The organism is Actinophytocola sp. (assembly GCF_050699935.1).
GTDB lineage: Bacteria > Actinomycetota > Actinomycetes > Mycobacteriales > Pseudonocardiaceae > Actinophytocola.
Window position 1 is genome coordinate 1 of the sequence record NZ_JBOHGB010000178.1, and the last position, 13,840, is coordinate 13,840.

General features: G+C 72.9%; 8 protein-coding genes and 2 pseudogenes. 5 read left to right on the top strand and 5 right to left on the bottom strand.

The genetic code is table 11. From position 1 onward, the window contains the following. The first annotated feature begins 107 nt into the window (after nucleotides 1-107). The gene (locus ACRDTB_RS33610) at nucleotides 108-791 is read left to right on the top strand and encodes a GntR family transcriptional regulator (RefSeq protein WP_431436254.1); all 684 of its coding nucleotides are present in this window, start codon (nucleotides 108-110) and stop codon (nucleotides 789-791) included. 10 nt (nucleotides 792-801) lie between these two features. On the opposite strand, the pseudogene ACRDTB_RS33615 reads toward ACRDTB_RS33610, so the two are convergent. Further along, nucleotides 802-1,982 (bottom strand): annotated as a pseudogene (locus ACRDTB_RS33615) (MFS transporter). A 167-nt stretch (nucleotides 1,983-2,149) separates the two neighbouring features. Here ACRDTB_RS33615 and ACRDTB_RS33620 point away from each other — a divergent pair. Together ACRDTB_RS33620 and ACRDTB_RS33625 are read left to right on the top strand one after the other, a co-directional pair. Beyond that, complete coding sequence (locus ACRDTB_RS33620; protein WP_431436247.1) at nucleotides 2,150-5,413, top strand: DUF2961 domain-containing protein; 3,264 nt, start codon at nucleotides 2,150-2,152, stop codon at nucleotides 5,411-5,413. A gap of 7 nt (nucleotides 5,414-5,420) precedes the next feature. Beyond that, on the top strand, nucleotides 5,421-7,070 hold the full coding sequence (locus tag ACRDTB_RS33625; protein WP_431436248.1) for a family 43 glycosylhydrolase: 1,650 nt from the start codon (nucleotides 5,421-5,423) through the stop codon (nucleotides 7,068-7,070). A gap of 398 nt (nucleotides 7,071-7,468) precedes the next feature. Here the strand turns inward: ACRDTB_RS33625 and ACRDTB_RS33630 are convergent, their stop codons facing one another. The 4 genes from ACRDTB_RS33630 to ACRDTB_RS33645 form a co-directional block, all read right to left on the bottom strand. Next, the gene (locus ACRDTB_RS33630) at nucleotides 7,469-8,077 is read right to left on the bottom strand and encodes an FMN reductase (RefSeq protein ID WP_431436249.1); all 609 of its coding nucleotides are present in this window, start codon (nucleotides 8,075-8,077) and stop codon (nucleotides 7,469-7,471) included. Further along, nucleotides 8,074-9,174: an LLM class flavin-dependent oxidoreductase gene (locus ACRDTB_RS33635; RefSeq protein ID WP_431436250.1), complete on the bottom strand. Its 1,101-nt coding sequence runs from the start codon at nucleotides 9,172-9,174 to the stop codon at nucleotides 8,074-8,076. The genes ACRDTB_RS33630 and ACRDTB_RS33635 overlap by 4 nt, the downstream gene beginning before the upstream one ends. Nucleotides 9,175-9,332: 158 nt before the next feature. Then, nucleotides 9,333-11,378 (bottom strand): DUF2339 domain-containing protein, encoded by a 2,046-nt coding sequence (locus ACRDTB_RS33640; protein ID WP_431436251.1) that lies wholly within the window; start codon nucleotides 11,376-11,378, stop codon nucleotides 9,333-9,335. Between the two features lie 62 nt (nucleotides 11,379-11,440). Next, nucleotides 11,441-12,358 carry a TRM11 family SAM-dependent methyltransferase gene (locus tag ACRDTB_RS33645; RefSeq protein ID WP_431436252.1) on the bottom strand — a complete coding sequence of 306 codons (918 nt, stop codon included), beginning with the start codon at nucleotides 12,356-12,358 and terminating at the stop codon, nucleotides 11,441-11,443. A gap of 264 nt (nucleotides 12,359-12,622) precedes the next feature. On the opposite strand from ACRDTB_RS33645, the gene ACRDTB_RS33650 reads away from it, so the two are divergent. Continuing rightward, nucleotides 12,623-13,414, top strand: coding sequence for a pentapeptide repeat-containing protein (locus ACRDTB_RS33650; protein WP_431436253.1), 792 nt, complete (start codon nucleotides 12,623-12,625; stop codon nucleotides 13,412-13,414). A gap of 144 nt (nucleotides 13,415-13,558) precedes the next feature. Continuing rightward, nucleotides 13,559-13,840 (top strand): annotated as a pseudogene (locus ACRDTB_RS33655) (hypothetical protein); the annotation flags it as partial.

Consider the following 13,840-nt stretch of genomic DNA (forward strand, 5'->3'; position numbering starts at 1 on the left):
CGCCGAGCGTCCGCAAGGCGTCCTTCCACGCATCGGTGACCGTCCTGAGTGGTGGTGTGGCTACAATCGTCGCCCTGGACGTCGCTGGTCAGAAAGGGCGTGAGGGCATGGTGAGCCCGGATCTGGAGCTGGCGGCCGACCGTAGGCTGCTCGGTCGGACCAGCACGGTCGAGCGGCTCGCCGACATCCTCCGGTCCCGGATCACCGAGGGCTTCTTCGCGCCCGGGGAGCGGCTCGCGGAGGACTCGATCGGCTCCGCGCTGGGGGTCTCGCGCAACACGCTGCGCGAGGCGTTCCGGCTGCTGACCCACGAGCGGCTGCTCGTGCACGAGCTCAACCGTGGCGTGTTCGTCTGCAAGCTGACCGTCGACGACCTCATCGACGTCTACCGCGTCCGCAAGCTCGTCGAGTGCGGCGCGGTACGCGGTCTCGCCGGCCACCCGCCGCCCGTCGACGACATGGCGGCGGCCGTGGTGCAGGGCGACGAGGCGCGGCGAGCGCAGGACTGGCGCGCGCTGGGCACGGCGAACATGGTGTTCCACCAAGGGGTCGCGGCCCTGGCCGGCAGCCCGCGGGTCGACGAGCTGATGCGCGGCGTGCTGGCGGAGCTGCGCCTGCACTTCCACTCGATGGCCGACCCGCGCCGCTTCCACGAGCCCTACCTGGAGCGCAACCGGAAGATCCTCGCGGTGATCCAGACCGGCGACGGACAGGCCGCGGAACGCCTGCTGCACAAGTACCTGGACGACTCGGAGCGCCAGCTGGTCGAGGCCTACCAGGCGGTGGTCTGACGCCGGGTGATCAGCTCGCCTCGGTGAGTGCGGCGTCCTCTTCGGACTCCACCACCGGGTCGCGGGCGAGCGCCAGCCCGACGCCGGTCAGCACCGCGGTGAGCACGACGTACGCGCAGAGGATCGACCAGCCGCCGAACTCGGCGAGCAGCGCGGTGAGGATCAGCGGGGCCGGCGCGCCACCGACCACCCCGGCGAGCGTGTACGCCAGCGACGAGAGCGCCGCGTGGATCACGAGCGCCACGACCACGCCGAGCGTCAGCCGGCCGAACGAGCCGCTGCCGATCATCGGGAAGAACACGAAGGGCCACCCCGCGGCGGCGATCGTGCCGTACAGGTACAGCCGGCATCGGTTCATCCGGTCGGACAGCGCGCCGAAGGCCGGCATCAGCAGCAGCTGGCACGCCGAGCCGATCATCACCGCGGCCGACCCCTGCCCGCGGGACGTGCCGAGCACGCCGGCGACCAGTGCCCGCCGCTCCGGACCGGCCACTTCGGACACCGGGGCGCCGGGCCGCTCGCCGCGCTCGGTGATCCGCCGGAACACCGGGGTCTCCGCCAACCGCAACCGGATCCACAGCCCGAACCCGACCAGCACGGCCGACAGCAGGAACGCGACCCGCCAGCCCCACGACGTGAACGCCGCGTCGGTGAGCGAGATGGACAGCAGCGCCAGCACGCCGTTCGCGATCAGCGTGCCGGCGGGCGGGCCGAGCTGCGCGGCCGACGCCCAGAACCCGCGCCGCCGCGGGTCGCCGTATCACTCGAGAGCGGCACCGCCCCGCCCCACTCGCGGACCGCGACGCCGTGGGCGAAGCGCAGCAGTACCAGCAGCAGCGCGGCCGGGCCGCCGATCGCCGCGTGGACCAGGAACGTCGCGATGCCGGCCAGCAGCAGGGTGTACACCAGGACCTGCTTGCGCCCCAGCACATCGCCGAGCCGGCCGAACACGAACCCGCCGAGCGGGCGGGCGAGGTAGCCCACCGCGTGCGTGGAGAACGCGGCCAAGGTGGCGGCGGGGCCGTCGCCGGACGGGAAGAACAGGTCGCCGAAGATCGTGGCCGCGGCGACCGAATACACCGCGAAGTCGTAGTACTCCAACGCGGTGCCGGACAGGCTCGCCGCGTACGCCCGGCGCAGGGAGCGTGGATCCGCGGCGTTGCGGGGAGCCCATCGCGTGCATCTCCGCAAGCGAGGTTTTGTTGAACGATCCGGCAAATTCGCGCACGCGGAGAAGGTGAGTCATGCTCGTGAATTGATGCCCACCGTCCGGCCTATTGACGTCAGGAACCCACGAAAGGACACTGCTTCGGTAATCGTTTACCCATACGCCGGCCACCTCCGGAAGGGTGACCTCGATGCGACGTTTCCGGCGATCCCTGCTCGCCGCCCTGTCCTGTACGGCACTGGCCATCGCCGGGGTGCTGGTCGCCGTGGCGACACCCACGTCCGCCGAGCCCGCGGCCACGGCCGCCTCGAACGGCCCGGTCGGTTGGGACACCTACCGCCGGCTGGACCTGTTGCCGGACCTGGCGTCCGGCTCCCGGACCAAGCAGTTCTCCAGCTTCGCCCGCAACGGCAGCAACGACGACGGCTTCGTCGGGACCTACTCGTGCCTGCGCACGGACGGACCGGGCTGCGTGCTCGCCGAGGACCGCGGGCCCGGCGAGGTGTCGTCGATCTGGTTCACCCGCGACGAGGGCGACGTCACCGCCACCGGCAACATCCGCGTCGTGCTCGACGGCGTGACCGTGCTCGACGCGAACCTGCAGAGCGTGGTCGACGGGGAACTCGGCGCGCCGTTCGTCTGGCCGCTGGTGTCCAATGCGGACCAGACCTCCGGCGGCGTCACGATCAAGGTGCCCATGCCGTACCGGGACTCGATGCTGATCACGACGACGAACAACCCGCTCTTCTACCACGTGAGCCACCGCGAGTTCGCCAGCGCCGAGGGCGTCACGCGGTTCGACCCGGCCGATCCGGCGACCGACGTGGTGAACACGTTGCGCCAGGCGGGCCGGATCGACCCCAAGCCAGCTCAGCCCGGTGCCACCACGGACACCACGACCGTCTCGCCCGGACCCGGTGGCACCGCCACGCTCGCCGACCTGACCGGCCCGGCGGCGATCACCGCGCTGCGCCTGCGGGTACCGGACGGCGCCGCCACGGAGGCGAACCTCAATGGACTGCGGCTGCGCATGACCTTCGACGGCCGGACCACAGTGGACTCGCCGGTCGCCGAGTTCTTCGGCGCGCCGCTGGGTGAGCGGGACGTCCGCTCGCTGATGTCCGGCATGGACCCGGCGCCGGGCGGCTGGTACGGCTCGTGGTGGATGATGCCGTACGCGTCGTCGGCGAACGTCTCGCTCGTCAACACCACCGGCGCCGCGATCCCCGGGATCGACGCGGAGATCACCCACGCGCCGAACGAGAAGTGGGTGGGCGAGCTCGGCCCGAGCGGCGGCGCCGGCCACTTCACCACCGAGTCCCGCGCCGGCGCCAGCACGCCGGGTCGGGACTGGCCGGTGGTTGACCGCTCCGGCCGCGGCCGGTTCCTCGGCGTCACCCAGGTCGTGCGCAACCAGATCGCCGGCGGCAACGAGCGCGGCTACCTCGAGGGCGACGAGCGGGCCTATGTGGACGGTGCGCTGAGCCCGGCGTTCCACGGCACCGGCACCGAGGACTACTACGAGTCCGGCTGGTACTTCAACCGCGGCGAGTACTCCGGCGTGTTCACCGGTGACACCGGCCACCGGATCCGCGCCGGCTCGTGCGCGGTCGAGTGCGACGCCATGTACCGGCTGCAGGTCGGCGACGCCATGTCCTTCACGACCGGCCTGCGGTTCGGCATCGAGCACGGCCCGCAGAACGACTACCAGGTCGACGAGAGCTCGACCGCCTTTCTCTACACGAAGCCGGACCTGAGCTCGCGGATCACCGACACGATCGACGTCGGCGACCCCGGCAGCCGAGGCGAGCACGACTACACCGAGTCCGGTGCGGCGGGCCAGTACGAGCTGACGAGCGTGTACGAGGGCGACCACGACGGCGAGTCGGTGACCGGCCAGGTGCGGGCGACCGGCGGCGCGGTCAGCTTCCGGCTCGCGATCGATCCGGGCAACGAGGGCGTGCGGCTGCGCCGGACGAGCGACCAGAACGCCGGCTACCAGTCGGCCACGGTGACCGTCGACGGCGCCGGCGCCGGCGCCTGGACCCAGCCCCTCGCCAACACCACGCAGCGCTGGCTCGACGACGAGCTCACGCTGCCACCGGCGCTGACCGCCGGCAAGTCCTCGATCACCGTGCGCCTGGAACCAGGTGGTCCACAGTGGACGGCGGCGCGGTACTCGGCGGTCAACCTGGTCGCCCCGTTCACCGACACCGCACCGCCGAGCGGGGTCGGGGGGCTCGAGGTCGGCCCCGGCCGCACGCACGCGATCCCGCTGACCTGGCAAGCGGCCACCGACGACGTCGGCGTGGCGGGCTACCGGGTGTACGCGTCGACGAACCCGTCGGTGCCGGTCACGCCCGGCAACCTGGTGGCCACGGTGACCGCCACGGGGTACCGGCACGGCCCGTTGCCGGCCGGGGCCACGCGGTACTACCGGGTGGTGGCCGTCGACGGCGCCGGCAACACGGGCCCGGCCTCCGGGGTGGTGAACGCCCGCGTGCAGGCCCGCAACACCAGCGACACCAACGACGACGACCGCGACGACGCCGTGCTGTTCACGCAGGGGCCGGACGCGGACGTCTACACGGCACGGTCCACCGGCTCGGCGTTCGGCACCGCGGTCAAGGGGCACGACTTCTTCTCCCTCGACGGCGAGGTGCCGCGCACCGGCGACGTGGACGGCGACGGCCGTTCGGACGTCATCACGTTCACCCGCGGCTCGCTCGCGGATGTCCACGTCGCACTGTCCATAGAAGACGGATACGGGGCGTCGGCCAAGTGGCACGACTTCTTCGCGCCCGGTACCGAGTACCCCGAGGTGGGCGACGTCAACGGGGACGGCCGGACCGACATCATCACGTTCACCCGCGGCGACGCCGCCGACGTCTTCGTCGCGCTGTCCACCGGCTCCGGGTTCGGCCCGGGGGTGAAGTGGCACGACCACTTCGCCGTCGGCACCGAGCGGCCCGGGGTCGGCGACTTCGACGGCGACGGTCGCGACGACATCGTCACGTTCACCGGCGGGACCCAGGCCGACGCGTTCGTGTCGCTGTCCAACGGCGGCGCGTTCGTGCAGGACGGCTGGCTCTGGCACGACAACTTCGCGGCCGGCAGCGAGCTCGCCGGCACCGGTGACGTCGACGGCGACGGCCGCGACGACGTGGTCACGTTCACCCGGGGCAGCACGGCCGACGTGTTCGTGTCCCTTTCGGACGGTTCGCGCTTCGTGCAGAACGCCTGGAAGTGGCACGACTTCTTCGCGGTCGGCCAGGAGGCGCCCGGGCTCGCCGACGTCGACGGCGACGGCCGCACGGACATCCTCACGTTCACCCGCGGCACGGCGGCCGACGTGTGGGCGGCGCTGTCGACCGGCTCGGCGTTCGGCGCGTCCGCGACGTGGCACGACCAGTTCGCCACCGGCAGCCAGATCCCCCGACCCAGCCTGATCTGAGGAAGCCATGATCCGCCGAACCCTGTTGCTGGTCGCGGTCGCCGCCCTGCTCGTGGCGACCCCGGCGGCCGCCGAGACCACCGAACCACGCGACGGCGCGGTCGCCTACGAGACGCCCGGCGCGACCGTGTCGGCCGGCCCGTCGTTCCACGTCTACGACCCGTCCGTCGGCGAGTCCGAGCCGTGGTACTACAACGACCACACGATGATCCGCGACGTGGCGACCGGCACCTGGCACGTCTTCGCGATCACCCACCCCGAGCCCGCGGACCCCATGGACGAGAAGAACTTCGGGCACGCGACCGCACCGTCGCCGCGGGGCCCGTGGACCAAGCAGCCGTTCGCGCTGACCGCCGACCCCGCCGCGGGAGAGAGCCACATCTGGGCCCCGCACGCGGTGTACGTCGACGGCACGTACTACCTGTTCTACGCCGGCGGCACGCCGGACCGTACGGCCTACCGGATGCACCTCGCGACCTCGACCGACCTCGTGCACTGGACGCGGAGCCCGGCGAACCCGCTGTTCACCGACGGCTACGACGCCCGCGACCCGATGGTCACCCGGGTCGGGGAGCAGTGGGTCATGTACTACACCGCGAACAGCACGCCGGCCGGCGGCAACCACCAGGTCGCCTACCGCACGAGCACGGACCTGCTGCACTGGAGCGAGAAGCACGTCGCCTTCGAGCATCCGGCGTCCGGCACGTTCGGCGGGCCGACCGAGTCGCCGTTCGTGGTCAACCGGGACGGCTGGTGGTACCTGTTCGTCTGCTGCGACTCCGCCTACCGCGACACCCGCGTGTACCGCAGCAAGGACCCGCTCGCGTTCTCCATCCGCGACCTCGCCGGCCGGATCGACTCGCACGCCGCCGAGGTCGTCACCGAGCCGGACGGCACGACGTGGGTCACCGGGGCCGGCTGGGGCCAGGGCGGGCTCTACCTCGCGCCGCTCACCTTCACGCCCGAGGTGGTCGAGCGCGGGCAGCGGATCACCACGCCGTACCTGACCGCCGACGTGCGGACCTGGCCGACGACCGAGCTGCGCGGCCTGGCCGTGGACCCGGCCGGCGGCGGGGACTACCGCCCGGTGCTGGACGTGTCGGCCCGGATGACCGGCCCGTACCTCGCGGTCGGCGGCTGGGGCCCGACCGACGTCGCCGGGCCGGCCGCCGGCGTCGCGGTCGACGCGACGCGCGTGGCGCTCACCGGCATCCCGATGGGCGACGAGCCGGTGACCGCGGACTGGACGATCGGGTTCGGCGGCGACCGGCTCGACAGCGGGCTGACCTGGCACGTCTCCGGCCCGACGACGGCCGGCGTGTGGGAGGCGGCGCTCAGCCTGGACACCGCGCTCGCCACCGTGGGTGACTCCGCCGCGCTCGACCGGGACGGCGACGTGGCCGGCTTCCCGCGCTGGCTCCTGGCGAGCTCGCCCGGTGTCACGCTCGCCGCCGGCTACGGGACCGGCTCCTCGTGGGCGACCGACAACCACTGGTTCCAGCGCCGCCACGGGCTCGCCACCGTGCAGTCGCTGTGGTCGCCGGACGGCCGCGCGTGGCCGGCCGGGACCTACCCGGGCGGCCGGTGGCGGCTCGGCTTCAGCGCGGTCGCCGACGACACCGCCCTCGCCGAGACCCTCGCCGAGGAGGCGGGCTAGCGCGCCCAGAGGACTACGCGCCCTCGGTCGGTCTTGGTAATCGATTACCTAGGCCGGGCGGTCGGGAAACGGACATCGTTGACCAGGCACGGACTCTCGCGAATCTGTGGACAGCCGCGCGAGTTGTGGATAACCACGAGGGGGTCCCCCTTGTTTCCAGACTACGGGCGAGGACCGACATTCTCGGCGACACGAGCGACGGCCTGTGGACGGTCGATCACCGTCCACAGGCCCTGCTTCGCGTCCACGAGAACTGTCGGTGGAGCCACGTAAGCTGGAAATCGGGGGGACCCCCGGGGCGGTAGTCCACAGGCTTTGGCTTGGTGGCGCGGTTTTGTCGGTGTGCGCCGGTAGCATGAAAACGGGGGGCCGGAGGCCGCCCGGAGGTCCGTGCCGTGTCAGGACTCCTTCGGCGGCCGGCGCAGGGCGGCGAGCTGCTGCTCGAACGGGATCACCGTCTCCGTCGCCGCCGGTCCGGCCGGCGGGCGGCCCTCCATCAGCTCCGTGAGCTCACCCGCCGCCCGCGCGATCCGGTGCGCCAGGTCGTCGTCACCGGCGGAGGCCCAGTCCTGCGACGCCGCGTAGACGGCCGTGGGGACGACCACCGCGCGGAGGTAGGTGAACATCGGCCGCAGGGCGTGCTCCAGCGCGAGCGAGTGCCGGGCCGTGCCGCCGGTGGCCGCGATGAGCACCGGCTTGCCGATCAGCGCCTCCTGGTCCGGCACGTCGAAGAACGACTTGAACAGGCCCGAGTACGACGCGGTGAAGATCGGCGTCACCGCGATCAGGGCGTCCGCCCGGGTGACCGTCTCGAGCGCGTCGGCCAGCCTGGGCGAGGCGAACCCCGTGACGAAGTTGTTCGCGATGTCACCGGCGAGGTCGCGCAGCTCCACCACCTCGACGGTCACCTCGGTCTGGCCGCTGACCGCCGCCGCGAGGCGGTCGGCCAGCAACCGGGTGGCGGACGGCACGGTCAGGCCGGCCGACACCACCACGAGTGTCCTCATTCGACGGTCACCTCCTCTGCCGGGGCCGCCCGGGCGGCCAGCAGCGACTCGTGCGTCGGGGCGTTCGGCACCTCGGCCGGCCGGCCGATCGCGAACTCCTTGCGCAGCACCGGAACGACGTCCTCGCCGAGGATGTCGAGCTGCTCCAGCACGGTCTTGAGCGGCAGGCCCGCGTGGTCCATCAGGAACAGCTGGCGCTGGTAGTCACCGAAGTACTCGCGGAACGTCAGCGTCCGGTCGATCACCTGCTGCGGGCTGCCGACCGTCAGCGGTGTCTGGGCCGTGAAGTCCTCGAGGGACGGTCCGCGCCCGTACACCGGCGCGTTGTCGAAGTACGGCCGGAACTCGTTGATCGCGTCCTGCGAGTTCTTCCGCATGAACACCTGGCCGCCGAGCCCGACGATCGCCTGCTCGGGCGTGCCGTGCCCGTAGTGGGCGTAGCGCTGCCGGTACAGCCCGATCAGTCGCATGTAGTGCTCCTTGGGCCAGAAGATGTTGTTGGCGAAGAAGCCGTCGCCGTAGTAGGCGGCCTGCTCGGCGATCTCCGGGCTGCGGATCGAGCCGTGCCAGACGAAGGGCGGCACCCCGTCCAGCGGCCTCGGCGTGGAGGTGAACCCCTGCAGCGGCGTGCGGAAGCGGCCCTCCCAGTCGACGGCGTCCTTGCGCCACAGGTCATGCAGCAGCGCGTAGTTCTCGATGGCGAGCGGGATGCCCTGGCGGATGTCCTGGCCGAACCACGGGTAGACCGGTCCGGTGTTGCCCCGGCCCATCATCACATCCACCCGGCCGTCGGCGAGGTGCTGCAGCATCGCGAAGTCCTCCGCGATCTTGACCGGGTCGTTCGTGGTGATGAGCGTGGTCGAGGTGGACAGGATGAGCCGCTCGGTGCGCGCGGCGACGTAGCCGAGCATGGTCGTCGGCGAGGACGGCACGAACGGCGGGTTGTGGTGCTCACCGGTGGCGAACACGTCCAGCCCGACCTCCTCGGCCTTCAGCGCGATCGTCACCATCGACCTGATCCGCTCGTACTCGCTCGGCGTGGTGCCGTTGGTCGGGTCCTCGGTCACATCGCCGACGGTGAAGATCCCGAACTGCATCACTGTCATCATCCCAACTAGTTGCCTCTTCAACTACCCCCGTAACGACCCCACCGCTCCCCATATTCCCCGCGAGTCCCCCGCTCCGGTCAGCGAGTGGGCCGGTTCGAAACGGGGACTCGCGTGCGGGAGTGGGGGACTCGCGGGTTGGGGCGTCCTCAACTTCCTTCCGTGGTGGTCCGGGTGGAGACGAGCTTCGCGTAGCGGGTACCGGCGCCGAGCAGCACCAGGCCCGCGACGAGGAACGCGGCGACCCGGGCCAGACCGTCCAGAGAGGACAGATCGAACAGGACCAGCTTGACCAGCGCGGCGGCGACCAGGGACAGCCCGGCGATCCGTGCCGGCACCGAGTCGATGCCGCGCAGCAGCAGCACCAGCGCGCCGACTGTCCAGGACACCGTCACGAGCACGTGCCCGAGCAGGAACCCGGTGCGGTCCGGGGAGATCAGCAGACCCATCGACAGCACGGTGCCGGTCTCGCCGTACAGCGCGACGAACCCGCCAAGCAGCCATCCCGCGCGGGCACCGTCGTCGCGCAGCACGCCGAGGCGGGTGGCCACCCAGCAGGTGGTGAGGACGGCTGCGGCGAGCAGCAGACCGGTCAGCCCGGCCGTGACGACGGTGCCGACGGGCAGCCGGCCGTCGGGCGAGGAGCCGATGAGATCGCCCGGCAGTGCGGTCGCCGACGCGGTCGTCAGCCCGGCGAGCCCGAACAGGCACGCGGCCGCGAGCGCCGCCGGGTAGCGCATGGCCCGGGCCACGAGCGCGAGCAGCAACGCCTCGGCCAGCAGCACGATCGCGACCACCGAGCCGTCGAAGGCGGTGACCGTCGCCTGGAGCAGCGCGACCGCACCGGCGGCGCCGGCAGCGATGTCGAACGTCCTGGGCAGCGCGACGTCGGTCAGCCGGCTGAGCGCCCACACGAGCACGAGCAGTGCCGAGATCGTGGCGGGCAGCGCCACGGCGCCGGCCGGTGGCAGGAGGTTCGCGGCGAGCATCGCCGGTGCCGGGGCGAGCAGCAGCAGGCCCGCCGGCAGCGGGTCGTTCGGGCGGCGCAGCGCGCTGCCCGCCGCCACCAGGACCTGCGCGGCGCTGGTGAGCAGAGCGAGGTAGGCGATCAGCGGCTCGTCGGCCGTCTCGGCCAGCGCGATGCTCACGATCGACATGAGCACCGTCGGTATCCCGGCGGCGAGGCACAGGCCGCCCCAGCGCCGGGCCAGCTGCGCCGGCGTCGAGCCGATCTGCAGCACCAGCAGGAAGCCGATCAGCAGCGGCGTGAACCCGTCGGTGAGGATCGGCGCGGCGCACGCGCAGCACACGACGACGAACACGGCGAGCGTCTGGGCATCCCACCGCACGGCGACCAGCAGCCCCGCCGCGGCGACCGCCAGCCCCGCGCCGAGCCCGCCGGCCGGGGAGAGGAAGCCGAACAGCGTGGTGGCCGCGATGACGTCGAGGTACAGCACGGCGAACCCGGTGGCCGCGATCGCGTAGGCCCCGGTGCGCGCGTGCGGGCTGCGGTGCAGCCGCGGCGCGATCCCGACGAGTGCGAGGCCGAGCCCGGCGCCGAGCAGGACCCGGGGCACCGGCCCGAGGTAGCCCCGCTGGACGGCGAGGATCAGCAGCAGCACGACACCCGCGAGCGTCACGACACCGCCGGCCCAGGCGAGGATCCGGCTCCCGGCGCCGTCGCGGGTGGCGCGCTCCCACAGACTCGGGGTGGGCGCGGGTGGTTGTGGTGGCGGGAGTTGGGGCCAGGCGGGGATCTGCTGCTGCGGTCCGGGCTGGAATCCGGGCTGGGCGCCGAACGGCGGCGCGGGTGGCGGCGGCATCGGTGGGACGGGCAGCGACCCGGCCGCCGGATCCGGCGTGGCGGCCGGGTGTGGTTGAGCGGCCGCGTGCGGCTGGGTGGCGGGGTGTGTTTGGTCGACCGGATTCGGCTCCGCGGCCGGATGTTGCCGGGTGGCCGTATGTGGCTGGGCCGGATGTGGCTGGGTGGCGGGGTGTGGTTGGGCGGCCGGATGAGGCTGGGCGGTGGCGCGCGGCTCGGGGGCGAGGCGCGGCTCGGCGTAGTGCGTGCTCAGGTCGCCGGGCGTGCGCCAGCTCGGCTCCAGGGTGCGGAGTTCGGTGCTGATCTCCTGGATGCGGTCGCTCATCTCGCGCAGCGCGTCGGCGATGCGGGGCAGCGGGTCAGCTGTGGCCATGCGCCGAGTGTCGCGACGAGCACCAGGGCGCTGGATCCGTACGACTACTCAACTTCCGCTACTCACCTTCTGCCGGGGAGCCGTCCGAGAACCAGATGTGCCGGCCGGCCGGCGATCCGGATCGGGAGGGTCGTGGTCACTCGCAGGCCGGGCAGGTCCGGTTCCGGTATGACCGCGGCCACGGCACCGTCCGGCCGCAGCACCCGGCGCACCGAGCGCCACAGTCGCGCGGGGTCGGTCGCCAGGCTCGCCCGGGAGCATGCCTGGCGGTCCCACGGCGGGTTGACCAGCACCCGGTCCACGCTCCCGGACGCCACGGGCAGCCGGCCGGCGTCGGCCAGGGTCACCGCCGGTACGCCGTTCGCCCGCGCGGAGCCGAGCGCCACCGGGCAGGCGTCGACCCCGAGGCGGCGCCCCGGGGACTCCAGCAGCAGCGTGCCCGCGCCACAGCAGGGATCCACCACACTCATCCCCGGCGTGACGCCCGCCAGCCGCACCAGCGCGGCCGCCAGCGGCGGGTGCAGGCTCCCCGGGACCGACCGCTCCCGGTACGGCCGCCGGTGCAGCGGCCGCCCCGCCACCCGCAGCGCCAGGACCGCCGCGTCGCCCACCACGCTCAGCCGCCACGAGGAGCCGCCGGGCGGCGGTGGCCCGTGGCGGCGGGACACGTAGCCGGGCAGCGCCGCGCCGGCGGCGTCCTCCAGGTCGTAGCGGCTGTAGTTCCGCCGGCCCACGAAGGAGGCGACGACCTCGACGCCCGGCCCCACCGACGGGCCGCCGTAGCGTTCGCGCAGCGCGAGCAGGTGGTCGACCGGCAGCCTCGCGGCCGCCCGCGACACGCGTGACAGGTCGGCGCGGGTGTGCCCGACACCGGAGAAGCCCGCGCCGACGAGGAAGACGTCGTCGGCGGTGCGCAGGTCCAGCACGGCGGGCGTCGGCGGTGCGGTGAACCAGACCTCGCGGTGCCGGATCCGCTCCACCCGGCCCGATCGCGGCGACCTCGGCCGCCACCAGCCGCTCGATGCCCCGCACGGTGCGCGCCAACAGGCGGAATCGCACGTGTGACTCCCATGACGTGACCCGGGACGGCGCCAGCCGGCCCGCATCACTGGCGGCGGGCCACGGGCCACGCCTCGCCAGCGGTCACGTCACAGTCGGAATGTCACGCGGCGGACAGTAGTCGGACGCCGTCCCCCGCCGCGACCGGATTACCGTGGCGGGCCGGGGATCGAGGAGGCGAGCCGTTGACCGACCTGCGTGCCGACTGCACACGTTGCTTCGCGCTGTGCTGCGTCGCGCCCGCGTTCGCCGCCTCGGCCGACTTCGCGATCGACAAGCCGGCCGGGCGGCCGTGCGTCAACCTGCTCGCCGACTTCCGCTGCGGCATCCACGACGGGCTGCGGGAGCACGGCTTCCCCGGCTGCGCGGTGTACGACTGCTTCGGCGCCGGTCAGCGGGTGGCCCAGGAGACGTTCGGCGGCCGCGACTGGCGCACCCACCCGGACACCGCCGGCCGGATGTTCGCCGCGTTCGCGGTGATGCGGGACCTGCACGAGCTGCTCTGGTACCTCTCCGAGGCGCTGGCCCGCCCCGCGGCCGGCCCGGTCCACGACGAGCTGCGCGACTCCCTCGCCGAGACGGAGCGGCTGACCCGGCAGGACGCGGAGTCGCTCGCGGCACTGGACATCGACGCCCACCGCTGCGCGGTCGACACCTGGCTGCGGCGTGCGAGCGAGCTCATCCGCGGGTCGCGTGCCCAGGAGCTGCGTGGGGCGGACCTGATGGGCCGGGACCTGCGTGGCGCCGACCTGCGTGGGGCGAACCTGCGTGGTGCCTACCTCATCGGCGCCGACCTCCAGGGCGCCGACCTGCGCCTCGCCGACGTGATCGGGGCCGACCTGCGGGGCGCGAACCTCGGCGGCGCCGACCTCGGCACGGCCCTGTACCTCACGCGGTTCCAGGTGAACGCCGCCCGCGGCGACGCCGCCACCACGCTCCCGCCTGCCATCACCCGCCCACCCCACTGGACGGCATAGGTTCGAGGGGTCCCTCCGTCGCGTTCGGTCGGTATGTTTCCCACAACCCTGAAACCGAGCACAATTCGAAACAGGCCGACGACGTGCGCTAACGCTCCTGGTCAGGAGTGTTTCGAGTTGTGCTCGCCCAGCGAGGGAGTTCCCGTGAAACCGTTGGCCCGCTTGTCGTTCGTGGTCCTACTCGGCCTCGTCGCCACACTCGTCTCCACGGTGTCGGCCACCGCCGCCCCAGCCACACCACCGACCTGCGCCGACCCCGCCACGCCGCTCACCGTCGAGGAGCGGCGGCTCACCCTGCCGGCGCCGGGGGAGGTCCTGCGGCGCAGCGGGTTCGGCACGTTCGCCGAGCGCTTCACCCCCGCGCTGTGCCGGCTACCGGACGCCCGGGCCGCCGAGCGTGCCGCGCGCACCCAGGGCCGCGCGCTC

What these genes read in the sequence shown, in the direction of transcription:
- ACRDTB_RS33630 (WP_431436249.1), bottom strand. Translation starts at nt 8,077, where the DNA reads ATGAGGACACTCGTGGTGGTGTCGGCCGGCCTGACCGTGCCGTCCGCC.
- ACRDTB_RS33625 (WP_431436248.1), top strand. Translation starts at nt 5,421, where the DNA reads ATGATCCGCCGAACCCTGTTGCTGGTCGCGGTCGCCGCCCTGCTCGTG.
- ACRDTB_RS33640 (WP_431436251.1), bottom strand. Translation starts at nt 11,378, where the DNA reads ATGGCCACAGCTGACCCGCTGCCCCGCATCGCCGACGCGCTGCGCGAG.
- ACRDTB_RS33635 (WP_431436250.1), bottom strand. Translation starts at nt 9,174, where the DNA reads ATGCAGTTCGGGATCTTCACCGTCGGCGATGTGACCGAGGACCCGACC.
- ACRDTB_RS33620 (WP_431436247.1), top strand. Translation starts at nt 2,150, where the DNA reads ATGCGACGTTTCCGGCGATCCCTGCTCGCCGCCCTGTCCTGTACGGCA.
- ACRDTB_RS33610 (WP_431436254.1), top strand. Translation starts at nt 108, where the DNA reads ATGGTGAGCCCGGATCTGGAGCTGGCGGCCGACCGTAGGCTGCTCGGT.